Here is a 24,215-nt window from a genome sequence, read left to right as displayed (position 1 = left end):
GCTTCGGCCGGTTCCGTTGACGGGGTTGAAACCGACCCGGAGAGTGGGTAATCCACGCGAGGGGGACAAGCGCGGTCTCGGCCGCGCCGCGGATCGGGGGGTCTGCCATGAGTGCGTCCACGGACGTCGAGACCACGAAGCACGCTGTGCGGCTGCCGTGGGGGGACATCCTGCTGTCCGCGACAGCCGCCGTGAGCTGGGCCTTGATCGGGATGGCGGGTGCCGCCGCGCTCGGTCTGCATCTGCTGGAGGCCGATTCCGCGGCCTCGCTGGGCCCGATGACCGCGGCTGTTGTGGCCCTTGCGGCGGGTGGTTCGGTGACGCCCTCCGGCGACGTGTCCGCGTTCGGGTTGACGGGGGCTCAGGCGGCCACCGCCATCGAGATCACGCCACTGGGCGTCAGCCTGGTCGGTGCGGTGCTTTTGTCATGGTTCTTCCTACGGTCCCTGCGGGGGGCCGGGGCGGTGATCGCCCCGTCCGAACTCCTCGCGCGCGCGGGCTCGGTGGTCGTCCTGTTCACGGCGATGATGGGCGGCCTGGCCTGGGCGGGGCACGACGTCATCACGATCGACGGGGGTGCGCTGGGGCTCGACAAGCTGCCCGGCGCGGGCGGGGGCGGCGGTCTCGACATCCCCGGGCTGGGGGACGTCGGGGACATCGGCGGCCTGCTGCCCGACCGGATCGGCGACCTCGTCGACGCGAAGGCCGCGGTCGGCTTCACGGTGGACACCGCACCGACGCTGCTCGGCGGGCTCGGCTGGTCGGTGGGGATCCTGCTGGTCGCACTGCTGGCGTCCCGCCGTACGCCGCTGCCCCGCGGCTGGGAGGCGGTGCACCGAGTCGTACGGCCGGCCGTGTCCGCCCTCGTGACGGTGCTGCTGGTCGCGGTGGCCGCGGGCCTCTCCGCGGCGGCGTACGCGGCGATCGGCGACGACCACCCCAAGCGGATCGCGGGAGCGGCGCTGCTCGGGGCGCCGAACGGGGTGTGGCTGGGCATCCCCGTCGGCCTGTTCGTCCCCTTCGACGGCCGGGCGACGGGCGTCCTCACGAACTTCCTCCCGGCCCCCCTGGACCGGCTGCTCGACTCCGACTCCGACCAGTCGATGACGCTGGGGCGCCTGGCGGAGCTGGACGGGCGGGTGTGGCTGCTGGGGGTGGGGGCGGCGTTGATGATGCTGCTGGCGGGGGTGCTGACCGCGGTGCGGACGCCGGTGGGAGGCCGGAGGGACGGCACGGGTGCGGTGGGGTTCGCGGGGCGGTGTGCGGTGCGGCTGGGTGTCGCGACCGCGTTGGCGCTGCCGCTGCTCGCCTGGCTGACGGAGGTGTCGGTGGACGCCTCGCTGTCGGTGCTGGGGTTCGACGCGTTCGGCGCGGGGGTCCGGATTCAGGGTCAGCTCGGCATGGCGGTGCTGCTCGGAGCGCTCTGGGGGGCGGGGGCGGGCGCAGCGGGCGCCCTGCTGGCACGGGCGACGGGGGCGGCGGGGTCCCGGGCGTCGGGGTTGGCACTGGGTGACTCGGTGGGGGGTCTCGGGGCGGGGTCCGTGGTCGGGTCGGGATCGGGGTCGGTGGGGGCGTGGGGGGCAGGTGCGGGGGCTCCTTACGCGGGAGGGGCTGGTGCGGGCTGGGGCGGTGCCGGGCCACGTTCCGGGGAGGCGAGGGGCTACGAGGGCGGGGGCGGGGCTTCGGGGGGCGTGCCAGGGAGGTACGAGGCTGGCGCCGACTCAGGGAGGTACGAGGGTGAGGCCGGGGCTGCTGGAGGCGCCCCAGGGAGGTACGACGGGACGGGTGGCTCGTACGACGACGTGTCGAGGTCCTACGAAGGCGGGGCACGCTCCTTTGACGAGGGCGCGGCCGGACCGTACGGCGGCGGTGAGGCGGGCACGTATCGCGGGGGCGAGGGCGCCTACCCGGGGGGAGCGGGAGGGCAAGGTGGGGCCGCGCCGCGCGGTGGTGACGCGGGGCCGGATCGCAGCGGCGAGGGCGCCTACCCAGGCGGCGCGGGAGGGCACGGTGGGGCCGCGCCGCGCGGTGGTGACGCGGGGCCGCAGAGCCCCGGCGCCGGTACCTCTCGCGGTGGGACCGGGCCGTACGTGCCCGGTACGCCGTACCGGGCGCCCAATCCGGCCACCAACCCGTACCTGCGGGTCCCGGACGAGCTGCGGAGCCCCGAGGACGCGCGGCCCGGTGACGACGGTGGGCGGGCGCCGGGGCGGGGCGGGGGCCGCGGTGAGGATCACCGGGGGGCGCGGGGACCGGAGGGTTCGGGAGAGGGCAGCGGTTCGGCGCAGGATGCCGTGCGGCCTCCTGAGGGGAGCGCTCGGCCTTCGGCGGGGCCACGCCGGCCTGAGGCTCCGCCACCGCCCGGCGACGACACCGTCTACGGCGCCCCGACGGTGGCCCGACCGATGGACCGGCCCCCACGTGCACCACGCCGACGCCCCGGGGACGAGGGTCCGCAGTCGCCACCACCGCCTCCTCCCCCACCCCCACCGCCACCACCCCCCGGAAAGCCGAAGGGGCGGCGCTGACCGGCACGGGCGTCGTGCGCTCGTGGCCCGCCGGCAATGACCTCGCCACCGGCTCGACACCGAGTGTTCCGTGTCCGTCAGACGGACCGCGGGAGCGGAAGGCACTGGGTGCCGGATACGGTGGAGGCACCATGAGCGCTTCGCAGACCTCGTCCTCCGACGTCCCCACGCTTCTCGTCAAGATCTTCGGGAAGGACAGGCCGGGCATCACGGCCGGCCTCTTCGACACCCTCGCCGCCTACTCCGTCGACGTGGTCGACATCGAGCAGGTCGTCACGCGTGGCCGCATGGTGCTGTGCGCCCTCGTGACCGCGCCGCCCCGGGCACTGGAGGGCGATCTGCGGGCGACCGTCCACAGCTGGGCCGAGTCGATCAAGATGCAGGCGGAGATCATCTCCGGTCTCGGCGACAACCGTCCGCGAGGGCTGGGGCGTTCCCTGGTCACCGTGCTCGGGCACCCGCTCACCGCGGAGGCCACCGCCGCCATCGCCGCCAAGATCGCCAAGGCGGGCGGCAACATCGACCGTATCTTCCGGCTGGCCAAGTACCCCGTCACGGCCGTCGAGTTCGCGGTGTCCGGTGTGGAGACCGAGCCGCTGCGCACCGCTCTGGTGACGGAGGCCGGCAGGCTCGGCGTGGACGTGGCCGTCGTGGCCGCCGGTCTGCACCGCAGGGCTCAGCGGCTCGTGGTCATGGACGTGGACTCCACGCTCATCCAGGACGAGGTGATCGAGCTCTTCGCCGCGCACGCCGGCTGCGAGGACGAGGTCGCCGGGGTGACCGCGGCCGCGATGCGCGGCGAGCTGGACTTCGAGCAGTCGCTGCACGCGCGTGTGGCGCTGCTGGAGGGGCTGGACGCCTCGGTCGTCGACAAGGTGCGTTCCGAAGTGCGGCTGACGCCGGGCGCGCGCACCCTGATCCGTACGCTGAAGCGGCTCGGCTTCCAAGTGGGTGTCGTCTCGGGTGGGTTCACCCAGGTGACCGATGACCTGAAGGAACGACTGGGGCTGGACTTCGCCCAGGCGAACACGCTGGAGATCGTCGACGGGAAGCTGACGGGCCGGGTCACCGGGGAGATCGTGGACCGCGCGGGCAAGGCGCGGCTGCTGCGCCGGTTCGCCGCCGAGGCGGGGGTGCCGCTGTCCCAGACGGTGGCGATCGGTGACGGCGCCAATGACCTGGACATGCTCAACGCGGCCGGGCTCGGGGTCGCCTTCAACGCCAAGCCGGTGGTGCGGGAGGCCGCGCACACCGCGGTGAACGTGCCCTTCCTCGACACCGTGCTGTATCTGCTCGGCGTCACCCGCGAAGAGGTCGAGGCGGCGGACGCGCACGAGGAGGACTGACCTCCGGCGACGGATCGGCAGGGGCCCGGCACCGTGACGGTGCCGGGCCCCTGGCGTGTCTCGTGAGAGTGGGGTTCGGGCGTCGTCAGTCGGACGGGGCCCAGTAGTCGACAAGGGTGGCCGCACCGGGCTCCAGGGCCTTCCAGGGGCCGCTGAACGACAGGACGGCGAAGGCGGCGGCCGGGAAGCCGCGGCCGCTCATCCGCTGGCGGGCGTCCCCCTCGGCGGCGCCCGCGAGGACGTCGGCGAGGCCCTGCACCCCTGGGTTGTGGCCGATCAGGACGGCGTTGTGCACGTCGTCCGGCGTCTCGTTCAGTACGGCGATCAGCTCACCCGGAGAGGCCTCGTAGATCCGCTCCTCGTAGACCGTTTTCGGCCGGTGCGGGAACTCCTGCACGGCGAGCTTCCAGGTCTCACGGGTACGGGTCGCGGTGGAGCAGAGGGCCAGGTCGAGGGGGATGCCGGAGTCGACCAGCCGTAGTCCGGCTTCGGCTGCATCTGTTCGGCCCCGGTCGGCGAGCGGCCGCTCGTGGTCGGTCACCTGCGGCCAGTCGGCTTTCGCATGCCGGAAAAGGACAATCCTGCGGGGATCTGCGACGCTCATGCAATCCAGCTTCGCATGAAACAGGCCATGGGGCGCAGGGAGTTGACGGGCGGCTTTGCGGGTGCTCAGCGGGCTATGAGCTGCTGTACGCGCTCCAGGAACCGGGTGACGAGGGGGTCGCCGGAGGCCGCGTGCGCGTCGGAGGGATTGAGGATGAGGGCCAGGAGCACCACGAAGGCGATCGTCGGCAGTACGAGGGCCCACCAGGGCAGCCGGATGTCGACGCCGCCCCGGGACGCCGGGTGGGGCGGGGTGTGCGTAGGGGCCGACATGAGTGCCTCCGCGGGTCTTCGAGTCCGGCGTGATCCGCTTCTCGCGGCCACTCCTCGAAGGTACGGAACCGGCGGGCCTCAACCCATCCGGTGATCCACCCAGTTGACCCTGACACTCGCCCCCTAGGGGATGTGGGGTTAACCCCACCATCGGGCCGGGAGCGGGTGCGCGGGATCAGGGCGAGGCGATCGTCGCGATGATCGCGATGATGACGAAGATGGCGAAGAACGAACCGAAGACCAGCAGCATCTTCTTCTGGCCGTTCTGAGGATTCGGGTCGAGCACTGGCATGCGCCCAGTCTCGCACCCCGGTCTCCCGTCGCGGCCGCCAGGGTGGCCTCAGCGGGCCGCCTCCTCCTCCACCGTGCGGTCGCGGCCCGCGAGCACCCCGACCGCCATCTGCGGGATCATCAGGCCGATCATGAGCGCGATCGGCAGGCCCCAGCCGCCGCTGTGCTGGTAGAGCACGCCCACCAGGAGCGGTCCCGGGATGGAGATCAGGTAGCCGGTGCTCTGCGCGAACGCGGACAGCTGGGCGACGCCCGCGCCGGTCCTGGCACGCATCCCGACCATGGTGAGGGCCAGCGGGAAGGCGCAGTTGGAGACGCCGAGCAGGACGGCCCAGGCCCAGGCTCCGGCGGCGGGGGCGAGGTAGAGGCCCGCGTACCCGGCGAGGCCGCAGACGCCGAGCGCGATCACGATGGGGCCCTGGTGCGGCAGCCTCGTGGCCACGCGCGGGATGACGAAGGCCAGCGGGACGCCCATCACCATCGTGACGGCCAGCAGCAGCCCGGCGGTGCCGGCGGGCACGCCCGCGTCCCGGAAGATCTGCGCCATCCAGCCCATGGTGATGTAGGCGGCGGTGGCCTGGAGCCCGAAGAAGACGGCGAGCGCCCAGGCGGTCCGGCTCCGGGTGATCCGCAGCACGGGCGGTTCCCCGCGCGCGGGCACCTGCCGGACGGGTCCGGCGCCCTCCACACGCGTGTGCACGCTCGGGGCCGCCTGCGGCTGCGTCGACCGCGGCCCCCGGTCCCGTACGAGCGGAATCCACGGCAGTACGGCCGCCGCGGCCAGGGCCGCCCACACCGCGAGCCCGGACTGCCAGTTGCCGCCCAGCGCCTCGGTCACCGGCACGGTCACGGCGGCCGCAGCCGAGGTGCCGAGGGCGAGGGCCATCGAGTACAGGCCGGTCATGGAGCCGACCCGGTCCGGGAACCAGCGCTTGACGATGACCGGCATCAGGACGTTGCTGACGGCGATGCCCATGAGGGCGAGGGCGCTGCCGGCCAGGAAGCCCGCCGTGGAGCCCGTGTACGGCCGTATGAGCAGGCCCGTCGTGATGGCGACCATGCCGGCGCACACCACCGCGCCCGCGCCGAAGCGGCGGGCCAGACGGGGGGCCATGACACCGAAGACGGCGAAGCACAGCGGGGGCACCGAGGTGAGCAGTCCGGCCAGGCTGCCGCTCATGCCGAGGCCGTCGCGCACCTCTTCGAGGAGGGCGCCGAGGCTGGTGATGGCGGGGCGGAGGTTGAGCGCGGACAGCACGATGCCGACGACGACCAGGCGCACCGCCCACGTGCGCGGGGCGGGCACCGCGGCTCCCCGCTCCGGGCCGGACGCCGAGTCGTGCGCGCTCGCGGAAAGGTGGGGGTTCGTCGACTTCACTGTCCGGGTTTCCTCGCTCGCCATGACAGTCATCATAGAATCATAGGATGATTGGTTGTCCATCCCCGGGGCGTCCGACGCCGTCCCGCCCGTGCGAAGGTGTGCCATGCCCCTGAGCCATCCCCGCCGCTCGGCGCTCTCCGAGCAGGTCATCGCGGCGCTGCGCAACCAGATCACCTCGGGCGAGTGGCCGGTCGGCTCGCGGATCCCGACCGAGCCGGAGCTGGTCGAGCAGCTCGGGGTGGCCCGCAACACCGTCCGTGAGGCCGTCCGCGCGCTCGCGCACAACGGCCTGCTGGACATCCGTCAGGGCTCGGGGACGTACGTCGTGGCGACCAGTGAGCTGGCGGGCGTGATGCACCGCAGGTTCGCCGACGCGGACCCGCGGCACATCGCCGAGCTGCGCTCCACCCTGGAGTCGTCCGCGGCGCGGCTGGCCGCCGAGCGGCGCACCGAGAAGGACCTCAAGCAGCTCGACGCGCTCCTGGTGCGGCGCGAGGAGGCCTGGGAGTCGGGGGACGCGGAGGCCTTCGTGACGGCGGACACCACCTTCCACCTGGCCGTGGTGGCCGCCTCGCACAACGACGTGATGACCGAGATGTACGCGGACCTCGGCGAGGTGCTGCGGGACTGGCTGCGCGAGGACGTCGGCGAGGAGCTGACGCCGGAGACGTACATGGACCACACCCGGCTCGTCGACGCGATCCGCGCGGGCGACGCGGCGACGGCCGCCGAGGAGGCGGCCGGCTACCCCTTCCTGTGCCGTCCGGGACGGTTCAGCGCGCCAGCTTCCGGTGGCTGACCCACACCGAGCGGACCTCTTTCCAGCACCGGCCGGTCAGCCGCACGGTCTGCGCGGGTCCTGCCTGGACCTCGGGGCCGTCGGTGTCGAGGTCCCACCAGCGGTCGCACTCGATGTGCAGGCGGACGCCGTCGGTGCGCGGATACGGGTTGTGGCAGTAGGTGGTCACCTCGGAGCCGGTGACCTTGCTGCGGCAGGAGGCGCCGAACAGCTCCGAAGGCGCGGCTCCGGGCTCCCGCACGCGTGCGTGCGACATCGCTTCGTACGGCAGGGACATCACGAGACAGACGGCTGCGGTCACTGAGGCCAGACTGCGGGACAGGCGCACAAGGGGACCTCCTCGGCCGTACTGGGGAGGGAATCACGGGTGAACGCGTAATCCAGAGTGCCCAGTTGCCGGCCGTGCGCGCCCGGCCTGGTAGGCCGAACGGGGGACGCCCCGCTCCCTGGGGGAACGGGGCGTCGAGGACGTACGGGAGATCAGGCGCCGATGGCGTGCAGGCCGCCGTCCACGTGGATGATCTCGCCCGTGGTCTTCGGGAACCAGTCGCTCAGCAGGGCGACGATGCCCTTGCCGGCCGGCTCCGGGTCCTTGAGGTCCCACTCCAGCGGGGAGCGGTCGTCCCACACGGCGGCCAGGTCGCTGAAGCCCGGGATGGACTTGGCGGCCATGGAGGCGAGCGGGCCCGCCGAGATGAGGTTGCAGCGGATGTTCTGCTTGCCCAGGTCGCGGGCGACGTAGCGGCTGGTGGCCTCCAGGGCGGCCTTCGCCGGGCCCATCCAGTCGTACTGCGGCCAGGCGTACTGGGCGTCGAAGGTGAGGCCGACGACCGAGCCGCCGTTCTGCATCAGCGGCAGACAGGCCATGGTGAGCGACTTCAGGGAGTACGCCGAGACGTGCATGGCGGTGGCCACGGACTCGAACGGGGTGTTCAGGAAGTTGCCGCCGAGCGCGTCCTGCGGCGCGAAGCCGATGGAGTGCACGACGCCGTCCAGGCCGCCGAGCTCCTCGCCGACGACGTCGGCCAGGCGGCCCATGTGCTCGTCGTTGGTGACGTCGAGCTCGATGACCTTGGTGGGCTTGGGGAGCTTCTTGGCGATGCGCTCGGTCAGCGTGGGCCGCGGGAACGCGGTCAGGATGATCTCCGCGCCCTGCTCCTGGGCCAGCTTCGCGGCGTGGAACGCGATGGAGGACTCCATCAGCACACCGGTGATCAGGACGCGCTTGCCCTCGAGAATTCCGCTCATGGTGTTCAGTGACCCATTCCCAGTCCGCCGTCAACGGGGATGACGGCTCCAGTGATGTACGAGGCGTCGTCCGAGGCGAGGAACCGCACCGTCGCGGCGACCTCCTCGGGCTGCGCGTAACGACCGAGCGGCACCTGCTTCACGATGCCCGCACGCTGCTCGTCGGTGAGCACCTTGGTCATGTCGGTGTCGACGAAGCCGGGCGCGACGACGTTGAAGGTGATGTTGCGCGAGCCCAGCTCACGGGCGAGCGAGCGCGCGAAGCCGACCAGGGCGGCCTTGGAGGCGGCGTAGTTGGACTGGCCGGGGCCGCCGTAGAGGCCGACGACCGAGGAGATCAGGACGACACGGCCCTTCTTGGCGCGCAGCATGCCGCGGTTGGCGCGCTTGACCACGCGGAAGGTGCCGGTGAGGTTGGTGTCGACGACCGAGGTGAAGTCCTCCTCGGACATCCGCATCAGGAGCTGGTCCTTGGTGATGCCGGCGTTGGCGATCAGGACCTCGACCGGGCCGTGCTCGGCCTCGATCTCCTTGTAGGCCTGCTCCACCTGCTCGGTGTCGGTGATGTCGCACTTGACGGCCAGGAAGCCGGCCGGCGGCTCACCCGAGCGGTACGTGATGGCGACCTTGTCGCCGGCATCGGCGAACGCGTGGGCGATGGCGAGGCCGATGCCCCGGTTGCCTCCGGTGACGAGAACCGAGCGGCTCAACGGATCACCCTTTCCCTTGGGGTCTGACACACCCGCCCGAACACCCTGGATGGCAGGCGGCTTCTCCGAAAACCTATCGGGCCGGTCCCGCCGGAGGACATTCGGGCACCGACAGTGGCTTCCGGGACTCGCTGTCGGGTCCCTACAGAAAGTTGCCGGCGGCGGTCACAAACGTGTGGTCCGCGCACCGGTCGCCGCGACATGATCGGAGCAGCCGTCGCCCACCCTCATGCCGACAGGAAGAGACCCAGGTGCCTCATACGATCGACGAAGCCTTCACTGCGCTTCCCCTACGTGCCCTCGCCGACGCCGCGCTGGCACGCGCGCGTGCGCTCGGCGCCGAGCACGCGGACTTCCGGTTCGAGCGGGTGCGCAGCGCGTCCTGGCGGGTCAGGGACGCCAAGCCGTCCGGGTCCTCGGACACCACCGACCTCGGGTACGCGGTGCGGGTGGTGCACGGCGGGACCTGGGGCTTCGCGTCGGGTGTGGATCTGACCATGGACGCCGCCGCCAAGGTCGCCTCGCAGGCCGTGGCCATGGCGAAGCTCTCCGCGCAGGTGATCCGGGCGGCCGGCTCCGACGAGCGGGTCGAGCTCGCCGACGAGCCCGTGCACGACGACCGTACGTGGATCTCCTCGTACGAGATCGATCCGTTCTCCGTGCCCGACGAGGAGAAGGCGGCGCTGCTCGCGGACTGGAGCGCGCGGCTGCTGGCGGCGAACGGCGTCAACCACGTCGACGCCTCGCTGCTCACCGTGCACGAGAACAAGTTCTACGCCGACACCGCGGGCACGGTCACCACACAGCAGCGGGTCCGGCTGCACCCGCAGCTGACGGCGGTCTCGGTCGACGAGTCCAGCGGCGAGTTCGACTCCATGCGGACCGTCGCGCCGCCGGTCGGACGCGGCTGGGAGTACCTGACCGGCACCGGCTGGGACTGGGAGAGCGAGCTGGAGCAGATCCCGGAGCTGCTCGCCGAGAAGATGCGGGCGCCCAGTGTCGAGGCGGGTCTGTACGACCTCGTCGTCGACCCGTCCAACCTGTGGCTGACCATCCACGAGTCCATCGGCCACGCCACCGAGCTGGACCGCGCCCTCGGCTACGAGGCCGCCTACGCCGGCACCTCCTTCGCCACCTTCGACCAGCTCGGCAAGCTGCGCTACGGCTCCGAGCTGATGAACGTCACCGGTGACCGCACCGCCGAGCACGGCCTCGCGACCATCGGCTACGACGACGAGGGCGTCGCGGGCCAGTCCTGGGACCTGGTGAAGGACGGCACCCTCGTCGGCTACCAGCTGGACCGGCGGATCGCGAGGCTGACCGGCTTCGAGCGGTCCAACGGGTGCGCCTACGCCGACTCCCCCGGGCATGTCCCGGTGCAGCGCATGGCCAACGTGTCGCTCCAGCCGGACCCGGCGGGTCTGTCCACGGAGGATCTCATCGGCAGCGTGGACCGCGGGATCTACGTCGTCGGGGACCGGTCCTGGTCGATCGACATGCAGCGCTACAACTTCCAGTTCACCGGCCAGCGGTTCTTCAGGATCGAGAACGGGCGGATCGCCGGGCAGCTGCGGGACGTCGCCTACCAGGCCACCACCACCGACTTCTGGGGCTCGATGGCCGCGGTGGGCGGCCCGCAGACCTATGTCCTCGGCGGCGCCTTCAACTGCGGCAAGGCCCAGCCGGGCCAGGTCGCGGCCGTGTCGCACGGCTGCCCCTCGGCCCTCTTCAAGGGCGTCAACATCCTCAACACCACGCAGGAGGCCGGTCGATGAGCGCCCGCACCAACAAGCCGCACGAGATCGTCGAGCGGGCCCTCGCACTGTCGCGGGCGGACGGCTGTGTCGTCATCGCCGACGAGCAGTCGACCGCCAACCTGCGCTGGGCCGGCAACGCGCTCACCACGAACGGCGTCACGCGCGGGCGCACGCTCACGGTCGTCGCGACCGTCGACGGCAAGGAGGGCACCGCCTCCGGGGTGGTCTCCCGGTCCGCGGTGACCGCGGACGAGCTGGAGCCGCTGGTGCGGGCCGCCGAGGCCGCCGCCCGCGGTGCCGGGCCCGCCGAGGACGCCCAGCCGCTGGTCACGGGCGTACCGGAGTCCCCGGACTTCACGGACGCACCCGTGGAGACCTCCTCGGCGGTCTTCGCCGACTTCGCGCCGGCGCTCGGCGAGTCCTTCGCACGCGCGCGTGCGGGCGGCCGTGAGCTGTACGGCTTCGCCAACCACGAGTTGGTGTCGACGTACCTGGGCACGTCCACGGGGCTTCGGCTGCGCCACGACCAGCCCAACGGCACGCTGGAGCTCAACGCCAAGTCGCCGGACCGTACCCGCTCGGCCTGGGCCGGACGCTCCACGCGGGACTTCAAGGACGTCGACCCGGCGGCGCTGGACGCCGAGCTCGCCGTACGCCTCGGATGGGCCGAGCGGCGCGTCCCGCTGCCCGCGGGGCGGTACGAGACGCTGCTGCCGCCGACCGCGGTCGCGGACCTGCTGATCTACCAGCTGTGGTCGGCCTCGGGCCGGGACGCGGTCGAGGGGCGGACGGTGTTCTCCAAGCCCGGCGGCGGCACCCGGGTCGGCGAGTCGCTCACCGATCTCCCGCTGACCCTGCGCAGCGACCCGAACGAGCCGGGTCTGGAGACCGCGCCGTTCGTGGTCGCGCACTCCTCCGGGGGCGACCAGTCGGTGTTCGACAACGGCCTTCCGGTCGGGGCGACCGAGTGGGTACGGCAGGGCACGCTGGCGCATCTGACCACCACCCGGCACAGCGCGGGCCTGACCGGGCTCGCCGTCGCCCCGGCGATCGGCAACCTGATTTTGGACGGCGGCCAGGACCTCTCCCTGGAGGAGATGGTCGCCAACACCACGCGCGGGCTGCTGCTGACCTGCCTCTGGTACATCCGCGAGGTCGACCCGGCCACACTGCTGCTGACCGGGCTGACCCGCGACGGTGTGTACCTCGTCGAGAACGGCGAGGTGACGGGCGAGGTCAACAACTTCCGGTTCAACGAGTCGCCGGTCGGTCTGCTCGGGCGGGCGACGGAGGCGGGGCGGACGGAGAAGACGCTGCCGCGGGAGTGGAGCGACTGGTTCACCAGGGCCGCGATGCCCGCGCTGCGGGTGCCCGACTTCAATATGAGCTCTGTCAGCCAGGGCGTATAACCTCGTAGCCGGTAGCCGTTCGGCTGCCCGAGGATTTTCCGAGGAGATGCGAGAACCGTGACGGACATCGTCGACGAGCTGAAGTGGCGTGGGCTGTGGGCCCTGTCCACTGACGAGGACGCTTTGCGCAAGGCGCTCGCGGACGGTCCCGTCACCTTCTATTGCGGTTTCGACCCGACCGCGGCCAGTCTGCACGTCGGTCACCTGGTGCAGGTCCTCACCATGCGCCGGCTCCAGCAGGCGGGCCTGCGCCCGCTGGCGCTGGTGGGCGGGGCGACCGGCCAGATCGGCGACCCGCGCCCCACGGCCGAGCGCACGCTGAACGACCCGGAGACGGTCGCGAACTGGGTGACCCGGCTGCGCGGGCAGATCGAGCCGTTCCTGTCCTTCGAGGGCGAGAACGCCGCGGTCATGGTGAACAACCTGGACTGGACGGCCGGCATGTCGGCCATCGAGTTCCTGCGGGACATCGGCAAGCACTTCCGCGTCAACAAGATGCTCACCAAGGACTCGGTCGCGCGCCGGCTGGAGTCCCAGGAGGGCATCAGCTACACGGAGTTCAGCTACCAGCTGCTCCAGGGCATGGACTTCCTGGAGCTGTACCGGCGGCACGGCTGCACGCTCCAGCAGGGCGGCAGCGACCAGTGGGGCAACCTGACGGCGGGCCTCGACCTGATCCACCGCCTGGAGCCCGACGCGTCGGTGCACTGTCTGGCGACGCCGCTGATGGTCAAGGCGGACGGCACCAAGTTCGGCAAGACCGAGGGCGGCGCCGTCTGGCTCGACCCGGAGATGACGACGCCGTACGCGTTCTACCAGTTCTGGCTGAACGTGGACGACCGGGACATCTCGACGTACATGCGCATCCTGTCCTTCAGGTCCCGCGAGGAGCTGGAGGAGCTGGAGAAGCAGACCGAGGAGCGGCCGCAGGCCCGGGCCGCCCAGCGGGCGCTGGCGGAGGAGCTGACGACGCTGGTGCACGGCGCGGACCAGACGGCCGCGGTGATCGCGGCTTCGAAGGCTCTCTTCGGGCAGGGCGAGCTGGCGGAGCTGGACGAGCGGACGCTGACCGCGGCGCTCTCCGAGGTGCCGCACGTCCGGGTCGCCGAGCTCGGTGCCGTGGTGGACCTGTTCGCCGAGGTCGGACTGGTGGCCAGCAAGTCGGCCGCGCGGCGGACGGTGAAGGAGGGCGGGGCCTACGTGAACAACGTCAAGGTCGCGGCCGAGGACGCCGTCCCCGCCAAGGAGGACCTGCTGCACGGTCGCTGGCTGGTGCTGCGCCGGGGCAAGAAGAACCTGGCCGCGGTCGAGGTCACGTCCGCCTAGGTCCGGACACGGCGGAAGGGGGCGCCTCCTCGGGGGGCGCCCCCTTCGTCGTACGGGCTGTCAGGTCCGGTGTTTGCGCTTGCCCAGCGTCGCCATGTAGAGCATGTCGCCGACGGCGACGATGATGATCGCGGCGATGAGCTGGAAGACGTGGCGGCTCCAGTCGATGCCGGGGGTCTCCTCCACGCCGAACCCGCGCGCCATGGCGTTGCCGGCGATGGCGCCGAGCATGCCGAAGATGGTCGTCAGCCAGAGGGGACTGTGCTGCTTGCCGGGGATGATCGCCTTCGCGATCAGGCCCAGCACGAATCCCACGATGATCGCCCACAACCAGCCCATGGCTGCCTCCTCGTACGGCTCTACGTGAGCATTACGGCCAGTGTCGGTCCGTTCGCACTACGCCGCATGTCGGGTGCGGCCGTACGTGCCCTGGGCGAGCCCGTTGGTCCGGGCGGGAGGTGACCCGGTCTCGTAGGCGGCGCAGGCGCGGCGTACCGTGGAAGCTGTCCGGGTCCGATACCTCCACCGGGTACGGAGCGGACGCGGAGCCGGGAGCAGTCCGAAGCGGGCGGATGGTGGAATGTGATGCGGAAGCAACATGGTGGCGGCGGCGCCCAGGTGTTCCGGATCACCGGAGCCCGCACGAGCCTTCAGGAGGACGTGCGCGGGCGTCAGCGCCGGTACGTCATCTCGATGACGGTCCGTACGATTTCCGTGGTGCTCGCGGCCACCCTCTGGAACGTCGAACGGCACGTCGCGATCGTCGCGCTGGTGCTGGGGGCGGTTCTGCCGTATATCGCCGTCGTCATCGCCAACGCGGGGCGGGAGAACGCGCCCTCGCTGCCGTCGACCTTCGTGACGGCTCCGGCCCGGCCGATGATCATGCCGCCGGGGGCCGACGAGGACTTCGCGGAACCCGTGCCGGAAGACGGGGCGGGCGGAGCGGCGTCGGGCGCCCGGGGCGAACCGCGCGAGCGGACGTGACAGGTCCTCCGGTCACCAAGCTCAAGAAAAGCTCAGATCAATCATGTTGTTCCAGTGCCGGGCCAAGGGTTACCCGTGACATACTTCGTACGCGCTCCGCATCCCCCGTCGGAGCGACAGACCGACGCCGGGCAGCTCCCCCCGTGGCTGCTCGGCGTCGCCTTTTCCCCCTGCTGGTGAGACGAAATCCGTGAGTGACGAGACCCCGATCTGCTCCGCGAAGGGCTGCCGTGCCGACGCCGTGTGGGTGCTCGCGTGGAACAACCCGAAGCTGCACACGCCGGAGCGGCGGAAGACCTGGCTGGCCTGTGAGGAGCACCGGGAGCATCTGTCGCAGTTCCTCGGAGTGCGGGGCTTCCTCAAGGACGTCGTGAAGTTCGAGGACTGGCAGGCGCCCGAAGGGGCCTAGGGCCTGTCGTTTGGATCAGGCCGGCCGTGAGGTGCGGTGCTTTTCTGCCGACGCGAGCGACGCCGGGCTGATCCGAACGACAGGGCCTAGCCTCCGATCGCGGACATCGGGCGGTCCGGCTGGACGAATGTCGGGTCGTCCAGGCCCGCGCCGGCCTTCTTGCCCCACATCGCCTCGCGCCAGATACGGGCGATCTCCTCGTCGCCGGCGTCGGAGCGCAGGGCCGCTCGCAGGTCCGTCTCCTCGCGGGCGAACAGGCAGGTGCGTATCTGGCCGTCGGCCGTGAGGCGGGTGCGGTCGCAGGCCGCGCAGAACGGGCGGGTGACCGAGGCGATGACGCCGACCACATGCGGGCCGCCGTCGACGATCCAGCGCTCCGCGGGAGCCGATCCGCGCTTGTCCGCCCCCTCCTCGGTGAGCTCGAAGCGGGTGCGCAGGGAGGCCAGGATGTCCCCGGCGGTGATCATGCCGTCGCGCTTCCAGCCGTGCTGGGCGTCCAGGGGCATCTGCTCGATGAAGCGCAGTTCGTAGTCGTGCTCGACCGCCCAGGCGAGGAGGTCGGGGGCCTCGTCGTCGTTGAGTCCCGGCATCAGGACGGAGTTCACCTTGACCGGGGTCAGGCCCGCCTCGCGGGCGGCGTCCAGACCCTCCAGGACATCCTTGTGACGGTCGCGGCGGGTCAGGGTCTTGAAGACGTCCGGGCGCAGGGTGTCCAGCGAGACGTTGACCCGGTCGAGGCCCGCCGCCTTCAGGGCCTGCGCGGTGCGCTTGAGGCCGATGCCGTTGGTGGTGAGGGACATCTGGGGGCGCGGGTCCAGGGCGGCGACGCGCTCGACGATCCCGACCAGGCCGGGACGCAGCAGGGGCTCGCCGCCGGTGAAGCGGACCTCCTCGATCCCCAGGGAGGTGACGGCGATGTCGATCAGGCGGACGATCTCGTCGTCGGTGAGCAGGTCCGGCTTGGCCAGCCACTGCAGGCCTTCTTCCGGCATGCAGTACGTGCAGCGCAGGTTGCAGCGGTCGGTCAGCGAGACTCGCAGGTCGGTGGCCACCCGGCCATAGGTGTCGATGAGCACGTGGGCCCCCTCCCTCGTCGCGGATCAGTGCCGAATCCATCGGTTTCCGTCACTTGCGAGCCTACGTGACGTCACTGACAACGACAGTGCCCGATCCCACGACGTACGAAGCGGCCGCGTCGTAGAGATCTACGAGGCGGCCGCTTCAGGGCGCGGGTCAGTGGGCGCCGGTGCCGGTCAGCGACCGGACCTCCAGCTCCGCGTACTTCGCCTTGTCCGGCTCCTCCTTGGAGAGGTAGGTGCCGATGATGCCGAGCAGGAAGCCGACCGGGATCGAGATGATGCCCGGGTTCTCCAGCGGGAACCAGTGGAAGTCGACGTCCGGGAACATCGAGCTGGGCTTGCCGGAGACGACCGGCGAGAACAGCACCAGGCCGACCGCCGTGACGAGGCCGCCGTAGATCGACCACAGGGCGCCGGAGGTGGTGAACCGCTTCCAGAAGAGGCTGTAGATGATCGTCGGCAGGTTTGCCGAGGCGGCGACCGCGAAGGCGAGGGCGACGAGGCCGGCGACGTTGAGGTCGCGGGCGAGGGCGCCCAGCAGGATGGAGACGGCGCCGATGCCGACGGTCGCCCAGCGGGCAGCGCTCATCTCCTGCTTCTCGGTGGCCTGACCACGCTTGATGACGTTCGCGTAGATGTCGTGCGCGAAGGACGAGGACGAGGCCAGGGTGAGGCCGGCGACGACCGCGAGGATGGTGGCGAAGGCGACGGCCGAGATGGTGGCCAGCAGGATCGCGCCCCAGTTGGAGTCGACGCCGCCCAGATGCAGGGCCAGCAGGGGCGCCGCGGTGTTGCCCGCCTTGTTGGAGGCGATGATCTCGTCCGGCTTGATGAGGGCCGCGGCTCCGAAGCCGAGGGCGAGGGTCATCAGGTAGAAGGCGCCGATGAGGCCGATGGCCCAGATGACCGACTTACGGGCGGCCTTGGCGGTGGGCACTGTGTAGAAGCGGATCAGGATGTGCGGCAGTCCGGCGGTGCCGAGGACCAGGGCGATGCCGAGCGAGATGAAGTCCAGCTTGGTGGTGCCGGTGGCGCCGTACTTCAGGCCCGGCTCCAGGAAGGCCGCGCCCTTGCCGCTGTTGTCGGCGGCCGAGCCGAGCAGGTCGGAGAGGTTGAAGTTGAACTTCAGCAGCACCAGGAAGGTCAGCAGCAGCGCGCCGGCGATCAGCAGCACGGCCTTGACCATCTGGACCCAGGTGGTGCCCTTCATGCCGCCGATGGTGACGTACACGATCATCAGGACGCCGACCAGGGCGACGACGCCGATCTTGCCGGCGTCGCTGGTGATGCCGAGCAGCAGCGAGACCAGGACGCCCGCGCCCGCCATCTGGGCCAGCAGGTAGAAGATCGAGACGACGATGGTGGAGGTGCCGGCCGCGGTGCGGACCGGGCGCTGGCGCATCCGGTACGCGAGGACGTCACCCATCGTGTAGCGGCCGGAGTTGCGCAGCGGTTCGGCGACCAGGAGCAGGGCGACGAGCCAGGCGACCAGGAAGCCCACGGAGTAGAGGAAGCCGTCGTAGCCGAAGAGGGCGATGGCGCCCGCGATGCCGAGGAAGGACGCGGCGGACATGTAGTCGCCGGAGACGGCGAGGCCGTTCTGGAAGCCGGTGAACTGGCGGCCGCCCGCGTAGAAGTCGGAGGCGTCCTTGGTCTGGCGTCCGGCCCAGACCGTGATGACCAGGGTCGCGACGACGAAGACCGCGAACAGGCTGATGATCAGCGGCCGGTGCTCGCTGGCCTCGCCGGCCGCCAGGGTGATCGCGGGGCTCATGCGCCGCCCTCCATCCGGGACTTGATCGCCTCGGCCTTGGGGTCGAACTTGGCGGCGGCCACGCGCGAGTACCACCAGGCGATGAGGAACGTGGTCAGGAACTGCGCGAGGCCCAGGACCAGGGCCACGTTGATGTTGCCGAAGAGCTTGGTGCCCATGAAGTCGCCCGCGTAGTTCGACAGCAGGACGTACAGCAGGTACCAGGCGATGAAGCCGACGGTCAGCGGAAAGGCGAAGGAGCGGTAGGAGTGGCGCAGTTCACCGAACTCCGCGCTCTCCTGCACCTCGGTGAACTCCTCGGTGGTGGGGAGTTTGTGCGTCTCTTTCGAGGGTGGCGGTGCGTCGGTGGCCACGGAGTCTCCTCGCGTTGCGGGTGCGGTTGTGACGGGGATCGGGGGCGAGTGTCCTCGCGTTCCCTGTTCAAGGTCACGGCGCCGCGCTGGCCCCGGTTCAACTCGCTTTGCTTCTTTCCGAACTCACCTTGGGGAAGTCATTGCTGGCCAGCGACTTCGGGAGATAGCTTCGGCCTGCACCACCCGTCATGTACCTGCCCGAGCGACACCTGTGTCTCGGGCCGGTTTCGTTTCCGGATGATGTGGAGACCCCATGTCCCAGCCGCGTTCCAGACGCAGCCTGGCGCTCGCCGTGCCCGTCGTACTGTCCCTGACGGCCTCGCTCGGCTTCCTGCCGTCGGCTGCCTCGGCCGCGCCCTCCGCGCCGGCCACGGCTCAGACCGAGGACGCGACGCACCTGTCGTACGTCGTCAACACCAAGCTGGACCACCGCACGATCGCGTCGGTGAAGAAGGCGATACCGTCGGCCGGCGGCACCATCGTGATCGCGTACGAGAAGATCGGCGTGATCGTCGTCCGCTCCTCCGCCCCGGACTTCGCCCAGAAGATCCGCACAGTGCGCGGGGTGCAGTCGGCCGGCGCCACCCGCACCGCGCCGCTGGCCCCGGCGGGCACGACGGACGAGGGCGCGGTCCAGGTCCTCTCGGCCGCGCAGGCCGCGAAGGTCGCCGGGGCCTCCGCCGCGGCGCCGGACAGCGAGCCCCTTGAGGCCGACCAGTGGGACCTGCGCGCGATAGGCGCCGACAAGGCCGCCAAGATCAACCCGGGCAGCCGCAAGGTGACCGTCGCCGTGATCGACACCGGCGTCGACGACACCCACCCGGACATCGCGCCGAACTTCTCCGCCGCCCAGTCGGCCAACTGCGACGGCGGTGTCCCCGACACCAGCGCGGGCGCCTGGCGGCCGTACACCGCGGACGACTACCACGGCACGCACGTGGCCGGTGAGATCGCCGCGGCCCGCAACGGCATCGGCGTGGCCGGGGTCGCGCCCGGCGTGAAGGTGGCGGCCATCAATGTGACCGACCGGAGCAACGGCCTCTTCTATCCCGAGAGCGTCGTGTGCGCCTTCGTGTTCGCGGCCGACCACGGCGTCGAGATCACGAACAACAGCTACTACGTTGATCCATGGCTGTACAACTGCATGGACGATCCGGATCAGCGGGCCATTGTTGATTCGGTCAACAGGGCACAGCAGTACGCGCAGAAGAAGGGCACGCTCAGCCTGGCGTCGGCGGGCAACTCCAACGACGACCTGGACTCCGACGCGATCGTCGACGCGTCGAGCCCCGACGACTCGACACCCGTGGAGCGGACCATCGATCCGCACGAGTGCTTCGACGTGCCGACGCAGCTGCCCGGTGTCGTCACGGTCAGCGCGACGGGCGTCAAGAACCTCAAGTCGTACTACTCCTCGTACGGCAAGGGCGTCATCGACGTCGCGGCCCCCGGTGGTGACCGGCTCTACCAGATCCCGGACACGCCGTCGCAGAACGGCCGCATCCTGTCGACCCTGCCGAACGGCCAGTACGGCTTCCTCCAGGGCACCTCGATGGCCTCGCCGCACGCCGCGGGTGTCGCCGCGCTGCTGAAGTCGACGCATCCCAAGGCGAGTCCGGCCCAGCTCCAGGCGCTGCTCAAGGCGCAGGCGAACGCCACGAGCTGCCCCGCGTCCTACGACCAGGACGGCGACGGCACGCAGGACGCGGTGTGCGAGGGCGGCGCCCGGGTCAACGGGTTCTACGGCTTCGGCATCGTCAACGCGCTGCGCGCGGTCAAGTGACCCGCTGCTCCCGCGACTTCGCCCGACCCGCACCCTCCGCACGGACCGCTCGTACCGAGAACGAACTGGAGAGATTCGCATCATGACTGGGCCTCATCCGCGCTGTCGGCGCACGCTCGCGATCCCGCTCGGTATGGCCGTCGCGACGGCCATGGCGTTCCTGCCGGGCGCCACGGCGTCCGCGACCGGCCTGTCCGGCACCGCCGCCGTCAGCCCCGGCGCCGTCGGCGACGCCCTCGCCTCCGCCGCCGCGGACGGGACGCCGCTCAGCTACGTCGTCAACGTCCGTGCCGGGCACGGCCCTTCCGCCCAGGTGAAGAAGGCCATCGGCAAGGCCGGCGGCACGATCGTGACGTCGTACGACCAGATCGGCGTGATCGTCGTCCACTCGTCGAACCCCGACTTCGCCAGGACGATCCGCAAGGTCCGCGGGGTCGAGTCGGCGGGCAACACGCGCAACGCGCCGCTGCCCGCGCAGTCGACGACCGACGAGGGTACGCCGAAGGCGCTCAGTTCGGCGCAGATGGCCGCCGCGCGGACCGCCGCGGCAGCCGGCCAGGACCCGCTGGAGTCGTTGCAGTGGGACCTGCCCGCCATCAAGGCGGACAAGGCGCACGAGAAGTCGCTCGGCAGCAGCAAGGTCACCGTCGCCGTGATCGACACCGGCGTCGACGACACCCACCCGGACCTCGCGCCGAACTTCGACCGGGCCGCCTCGGTCAACTGCGTGACGGGCAAGCCGGACACCGCCGACGGGGCATGGCGGCCGAGCGCCGAGGAGAGCCCGCACGGCACCCACGTGGCCGGTGAGATCGCGGCCGCCAAGAACGGCGTCGGCATGACGGGTGTGGCACCCGGCGTGAAGGTGGCGGGCATCAAGGTGGCGACCACCGCCGGTTACTTCTACACGGAGGCCGTGGTCTGCGGCTTCATGTGGGCGGCCACGCACGGCGTCGACGTCACCAACAACAGCTATTACACCGACCCGTGGTACTTCAACTGCACCGACGACCCGGACCAGAAGGCCCTCGTGGACGCGGTCACCCGGGCCTCTCGGTACGCGGAGAAGCGCGGCGTGGTCAATGTCGCCGCGGCTGGCAACGAGAACTACGACCTCGCGGCGGACGAGATCACCGACCCGGTCTCGCCGAACGACGGCACGCCCTCGGACCGGGTCGTCGACCCGTCGGAGTGCTTCGACATACCGACCCAGCTGCCGGGTGTGGTGACGGTCGCGGCGACCGGCGCCAAGGGCATCAAGTCGTCCTTCTCCAACCACGGCCTGGGTGTCATCGACGTCGCCGCGCCCGGCGGTGACTCGACGGCGTACCAGACACCCGCGCCGCCCGCGACCAGCGGGCTGATCCTGGGCACGCTGCCCGGCGGCAAGTGGGGCTACATGGCGGGTACGTCGATGGCCTCGCCGCACGTCGCGGCCGTGGCCGCCCTGATCAAGTCGACGCACCCGTACGCCCCGCCCGCCCTGGTGAAGGCGCTGCTGTACGCCGAGGCCGACGCCACGCCGTGCACCGACCCGTACGACATCAACGGCGACGGCAAGGTCGACGCGGTGTGCGAGGGGTCCAAGAACCGCAACGGCTTCTACGGCTGGGGAACGGTGGACGCGCTGGACGCCGTGACGAAGTAGCGGTACAGGGCGATCAAGAATCGTCCATATGTTGATTCAGTCAATACTGCATAGTGCAGTCATGACTGGAATCAAGTTCGTGGTGCGGGAGGGCGCTCTTCAGGGGCGCCTTCCCGTGCAGAAGCTGGCACGGACCTGTGTCGCCGAGTGCGCGCTGGCCGCCGCCGGACTCGCGGCACGGCGGGCCGGGCTCGCCGAGGTGCCGGCGGCGCGCGTGGACGACGGGGCGGTCGCCACCGCTTTCCTGAGCGAGCGTCATCTGTTGATCAATGGTCGCGCGCCGGTCAACTTCGCACCGCTGTCCCGGTTCTGGCGGACGGCGGACGGCTGGGTCCGCACCCACGCGAACTACCCGCACCACCGGGCGCGGCTGCTCGCCGCACTGGGGGTGGGCGAGGACGCGGCGGCCGTCGAAGCGGCGCTCGCCGAGCGGTCCGCCCTGGACGTCGAGGAAGCCGTGCACGCGGCCGGGGGTCTCGCCGTGGCCCTGCGCTCCCCCGAGGAGTGGGCCGCGCACCCGCAGGCCGCCGAGGTGGCGAAACGGCCACTGGTCGAACAGGGGCGACTGGACACGGCACGCGCGCGTGCCCTCGCACCGCTGGACACCTCTCCCCTGCTGCCGGCGGCCGGTCTGCGCGTCCTGGACCTGACACGGGTGCTCGCCGGCCCGGTCGCCACCCGCACGCTCGCCCTGCTCGGCGCGGACGTCCTGCGCCTGGACGCGCCCCGGCTGCCCGAACTGCCGGACCAGCACGCCGACACCGGCCTCGGGAAGCGGTCGGCGACGCTCGACCTGGCCGCCGACCGGCAGACCTTCGAGGAACTGCTCGCGGCGGCGGACGTGGTCGTCACCGGGTACCGGCCCGGCGCCCTGGACCGGTTCGGGCTGTCCGCCGAGGCACTGGCGGAGCGGCGGCCCGGGGTGGTCGTGGCGCAGTTGTCGGCATGGGGCGCGTACGGGCCCTGGCGTGAACGGCGGGGCTTCGACAGTCTCGTCCAGGCGGCCACCGGGATCGCGGCGCTGGAGGGTTCGGCGGAACGGCCGGGCGCGCTGCCCGCGCAGGCCCTCGACCACGGGACGGGCTATCTGCTGGCGGCGGCCGTGTTGCGGGCGCTGACCGAGCAGTCGGACGAGGGCGGCAGCCGGTTCGTGCGGCTGGCGCTCGCGCGCACGGCCCGATGGCTGACGGACGGTGTGGACGGCACGGACGCCCTGGCCGCGGCGACCGCCGAGAGCGACTCCTACGACGGCCCGGAACCTTGGTTGACGCAGACGGACAGCGCGCTGGGACGGCTGCGGTACGCGCTGTCGCCGGTCTGTTTCGAGGACGGTCCGGCGGACTGGAGCCGGCCTCCGGTGCCGTGGGGGACGGACGCCGCGCGCTGGCTCTGAGCGGGCCTGAACCAGGAGCGGCAGCGGAGACGTCCTTATGGGTGGAATGCCGTACCACCACTTGTTTCCCTGCAGTTGCCCGGTTCTGTCCGTCGTGGTGAAGATCGTGGGGTGACCTTGACCGGACGCACCTCCGAGGTGACCGACGCGCACGACCCCTCGCGGCGTCCCGGCACCGGCCGGGCGGTCGCCGTCCTCGGCCTGGCTGTCCTGGCCGTGGCGATTCCGTCGTTCGGGCCGTCCGCCGCGCTGCACGGCACCGGGGAGGCCGCCGCGCCCGGCACCGGTGGGGTGGCCCTGCTGCGGACGGTGCTGTTCGCGGCGTTGTGTGTGCCGCTGGGCGAGCTGTTCGCGGGCCGGCGGGCCCGCTCGGTGCCCGGCGCTCCGCCGTCCGCTCCGCGCTCCTGGGCTCCCTGCGCGGCCGCCGCCGGGTTCCTCGCCGCGCTGGGCCTGGCGTCGGTCGTGGCGACCGGCAACCTGGTGCCCCACAGCCTCTCCGAGATCGATGTCGGCGGCCTGTACGCGACGCGGGACGGCCAGGTGGCCCTGCTGGAGGTCAACGCGTTCCTGATCGCCGGTCTGTGTGCCCGCTCAGGCCGTCCGGCCCTCCAACTGTGGCCGCTGTCCGCCGTGGTGGTGGCGGAGGCCCTGCGCGCGCATCCCGCGACGGAGCACGGTCCGCTGGTCGGCGCCGGGCTGACGGTGGTCCACCTGACGTGCGCGGCGCTGTGGGCGGGCGGACTGCTGCACGTGCTGCGGACACTGCGACGTTGGGGCCCCGGGGAGCCGGGCGCGGCACTGCTCGGACTCTACGCGCGGGTGGCCGCCTGGCTGCTCGCCGCCGTCTCCGCGACCGGTGTGTGGAGTTCGCTGCGCCGGATGCCGCCCGGCACGGTCATGGACCAGCTGACGGACACGGCCTACGGGCGCACTCTGCTCGCCAAGGTGCTCCTCGTGGTGGTCGTCGCCGCGCTCGCCCTGTGGGCGCGGACCCGGCTGCGGCGCGCCTCCGACCCCCTGACCGCCTGCGCGCCCGCGCGCGTGGAGGTCGTCGCCCTGGGGCTGGTGGTCGTGGTGTCGGGGCTGCTGACGGCGCTGCCGCTGCCGATCCGCTGGTGACC

22 protein-coding genes and 1 pseudogene are annotated in these 24,215 nt (G+C 71.4%); 12 read left to right on the top strand and 11 right to left on the bottom strand.

Translation table 11 applies throughout. From position 1 onward, the window contains the following. Positions 1-107: 107 nt before the first annotated feature. Positions 108-1,550: pseudogene (locus AQI94_RS46545) on the top strand (streptophobe family protein); the annotation flags it as partial. 1,109 nt (positions 1,551-2,659) lie between these two features. Next, the gene (serB, locus tag AQI94_RS07250) at positions 2,660-3,874 is read left to right on the top strand and encodes a phosphoserine phosphatase SerB (protein ID WP_031045480.1); all 1,215 of its coding nucleotides are present in this window, start codon (positions 2,660-2,662) and stop codon (positions 3,872-3,874) included. A gap of 85 nt (positions 3,875-3,959) precedes the next feature. On the opposite strand, the gene AQI94_RS07245 is transcribed toward serB, so the two are convergent. The 4 genes from AQI94_RS07245 to AQI94_RS07235 form a co-directional block, all read right to left on the bottom strand. After that, positions 3,960-4,478, bottom strand: a complete 519-nt coding sequence (locus AQI94_RS07245; RefSeq protein WP_031045479.1) for a SixA phosphatase family protein — start codon at positions 4,476-4,478, stop codon at positions 3,960-3,962. A 65-nt stretch (positions 4,479-4,543) separates the two neighbouring features. Further along, complete coding sequence (locus AQI94_RS07240; RefSeq protein ID WP_031045477.1) at positions 4,544-4,750, bottom strand: hypothetical protein; 207 nt, start codon at positions 4,748-4,750, stop codon at positions 4,544-4,546. A 175-nt stretch (positions 4,751-4,925) separates the two neighbouring features. Further along, positions 4,926-5,042, bottom strand: a complete 117-nt coding sequence (locus AQI94_RS46205) for an SGM_5486 family transporter-associated protein (RefSeq protein ID WP_086023195.1) — start codon at positions 5,040-5,042, stop codon at positions 4,926-4,928. A gap of 48 nt (positions 5,043-5,090) precedes the next feature. Next, positions 5,091-6,455, bottom strand: a complete 1,365-nt coding sequence (locus AQI94_RS07235; protein ID WP_031045474.1) for a CynX/NimT family MFS transporter — start codon at positions 6,453-6,455, stop codon at positions 5,091-5,093. Between the two features lie 70 nt (positions 6,456-6,525). Between AQI94_RS07235 and AQI94_RS07230 the strand changes: the two genes are divergently transcribed. Beyond that, positions 6,526-7,221: a FadR/GntR family transcriptional regulator gene (locus AQI94_RS07230; RefSeq protein WP_031045471.1), complete on the top strand. Its 696-nt coding sequence runs from the start codon at positions 6,526-6,528 to the stop codon at positions 7,219-7,221. On the opposite strand, the gene AQI94_RS07225 is transcribed toward AQI94_RS07230, so the two are convergent. From AQI94_RS07225 to fabG, 3 genes are all read right to left on the bottom strand, one after another. Further along, positions 7,196-7,549: a hypothetical protein gene (locus AQI94_RS07225; protein WP_031045469.1), complete on the bottom strand. Its 354-nt coding sequence runs from the start codon at positions 7,547-7,549 to the stop codon at positions 7,196-7,198. The two genes, AQI94_RS07230 and AQI94_RS07225, sit on opposite strands and share 26 nt — an antisense overlap. Positions 7,550-7,701: 152 nt before the next feature. Next, a complete protein-coding gene (gene fabI, locus AQI94_RS07220; RefSeq protein WP_031045467.1) occupies positions 7,702-8,469 on the bottom strand; it encodes an enoyl-ACP reductase FabI in 768 nt (255 codons plus the stop codon). Between the two features lie 5 nt (positions 8,470-8,474). Continuing rightward, positions 8,475-9,179: a 3-oxoacyl-[acyl-carrier-protein] reductase gene (gene fabG / locus AQI94_RS07215; RefSeq protein WP_031045465.1), complete on the bottom strand. Its 705-nt coding sequence runs from the start codon at positions 9,177-9,179 to the stop codon at positions 8,475-8,477. 251 nt (positions 9,180-9,430) lie between these two features. Here fabG and AQI94_RS07210 point away from each other — a divergent pair, with 251 nt between their 5' ends. Genes AQI94_RS07210 through tyrS form a run of 3 tightly spaced genes read left to right on the top strand, consistent with a single transcriptional unit; the run spans position 9,431 to position 13,671 of the window. Further along, positions 9,431-10,954 carry a TldD/PmbA family protein gene (locus tag AQI94_RS07210; RefSeq protein WP_031045463.1) on the top strand — a complete coding sequence of 508 codons (1,524 nt, stop codon included), beginning with the start codon at positions 9,431-9,433 and terminating at the stop codon, positions 10,952-10,954. After that, positions 10,951-12,345, top strand: coding sequence for a metallopeptidase TldD-related protein (locus AQI94_RS07205; protein WP_031045462.1), 1,395 nt, complete (start codon positions 10,951-10,953; stop codon positions 12,343-12,345). The genes AQI94_RS07210 and AQI94_RS07205 overlap by 4 nt, the downstream gene beginning before the upstream one ends. A gap of 57 nt (positions 12,346-12,402) precedes the next feature. Next, positions 12,403-13,671, top strand: coding sequence for a tyrosine--tRNA ligase (gene tyrS / locus AQI94_RS07200; RefSeq protein ID WP_031045461.1), 1,269 nt, complete (start codon positions 12,403-12,405; stop codon positions 13,669-13,671). A gap of 60 nt (positions 13,672-13,731) precedes the next feature. Here tyrS and AQI94_RS07195 read toward each other — a convergent pair whose 3' ends face one another. Beyond that, entirely contained in the window at positions 13,732-14,010 is a 279-nt protein-coding gene (locus AQI94_RS07195) for a GlsB/YeaQ/YmgE family stress response membrane protein (RefSeq protein ID WP_031045460.1), read from the bottom strand. Positions 14,011-14,256: 246 nt separating this feature from the next. Between AQI94_RS07195 and AQI94_RS07190 the strand changes: the two genes are divergently transcribed. Both AQI94_RS07190 and AQI94_RS07185 read left to right on the top strand, forming a co-directional pair. After that, on the top strand, positions 14,257-14,655 hold the full coding sequence (locus AQI94_RS07190) for a DUF3099 domain-containing protein (protein ID WP_031045459.1): 399 nt from the start codon (positions 14,257-14,259) through the stop codon (positions 14,653-14,655). Positions 14,656-14,845: 190 nt separating this feature from the next. Beyond that, on the top strand, positions 14,846-15,064 hold the full coding sequence (locus AQI94_RS07185; protein WP_031045457.1) for a hypothetical protein: 219 nt from the start codon (positions 14,846-14,848) through the stop codon (positions 15,062-15,064). A gap of 86 nt (positions 15,065-15,150) precedes the next feature. On the opposite strand, the gene moaA is transcribed toward AQI94_RS07185, so the two are convergent. From moaA to AQI94_RS07170, 3 genes are all read right to left on the bottom strand, one after another. Continuing rightward, positions 15,151-16,140: a GTP 3',8-cyclase MoaA gene (gene moaA / locus AQI94_RS07180; RefSeq protein ID WP_031045456.1), complete on the bottom strand. Its 990-nt coding sequence runs from the start codon at positions 16,138-16,140 to the stop codon at positions 15,151-15,153. A gap of 157 nt (positions 16,141-16,297) precedes the next feature. Then, on the bottom strand, positions 16,298-17,917 hold the full coding sequence (locus tag AQI94_RS07175; protein WP_031045453.1) for a solute symporter family protein: 1,620 nt from the start codon (positions 17,915-17,917) through the stop codon (positions 16,298-16,300). Further along, positions 17,914-18,270: a DUF485 domain-containing protein gene (locus AQI94_RS07170; RefSeq protein ID WP_031045450.1), complete on the bottom strand. Its 357-nt coding sequence runs from the start codon at positions 18,268-18,270 to the stop codon at positions 17,914-17,916. Before AQI94_RS07170 ends, AQI94_RS07175 begins: the two co-directional genes overlap by 4 nt. 253 nt (positions 18,271-18,523) lie before the next feature. On the opposite strand from AQI94_RS07170, the gene AQI94_RS07165 reads away from it, so the two are divergent. The 4 genes from AQI94_RS07165 (at position 18,524) to AQI94_RS07150 (ending at position 24,213) form a co-directional block, all read left to right on the top strand. After that, on the top strand, positions 18,524-20,053 hold the full coding sequence (locus tag AQI94_RS07165) for a S8 family serine peptidase (protein WP_031045447.1): 1,530 nt from the start codon (positions 18,524-18,526) through the stop codon (positions 20,051-20,053). A gap of 82 nt (positions 20,054-20,135) precedes the next feature. Next, positions 20,136-21,701: a S8 family peptidase gene (locus AQI94_RS07160; protein ID WP_062229633.1), complete on the top strand. Its 1,566-nt coding sequence runs from the start codon at positions 20,136-20,138 to the stop codon at positions 21,699-21,701. A gap of 61 nt (positions 21,702-21,762) precedes the next feature. Continuing rightward, positions 21,763-23,094: a CoA transferase gene (locus AQI94_RS07155; protein ID WP_031053363.1), complete on the top strand. Its 1,332-nt coding sequence runs from the start codon at positions 21,763-21,765 to the stop codon at positions 23,092-23,094. Positions 23,095-23,205: 111 nt separating this feature from the next. Next, complete coding sequence (locus tag AQI94_RS07150) at positions 23,206-24,213, top strand: CopD family protein (RefSeq protein ID WP_062229632.1); 1,008 nt, start codon at positions 23,206-23,208, stop codon at positions 24,211-24,213. Positions 24,214-24,215: the final 2 nt, after the last annotated feature.

The sequence above is a fragment of the Streptomyces pseudovenezuelae genome (genome assembly GCF_001513955.1).
Classification (GTDB): domain Bacteria; phylum Actinomycetota; class Actinomycetes; order Streptomycetales; family Streptomycetaceae; genus Streptomyces; species Streptomyces pseudovenezuelae.
This window is presented reverse-complemented; position numbering and strand designations above follow the sequence as displayed.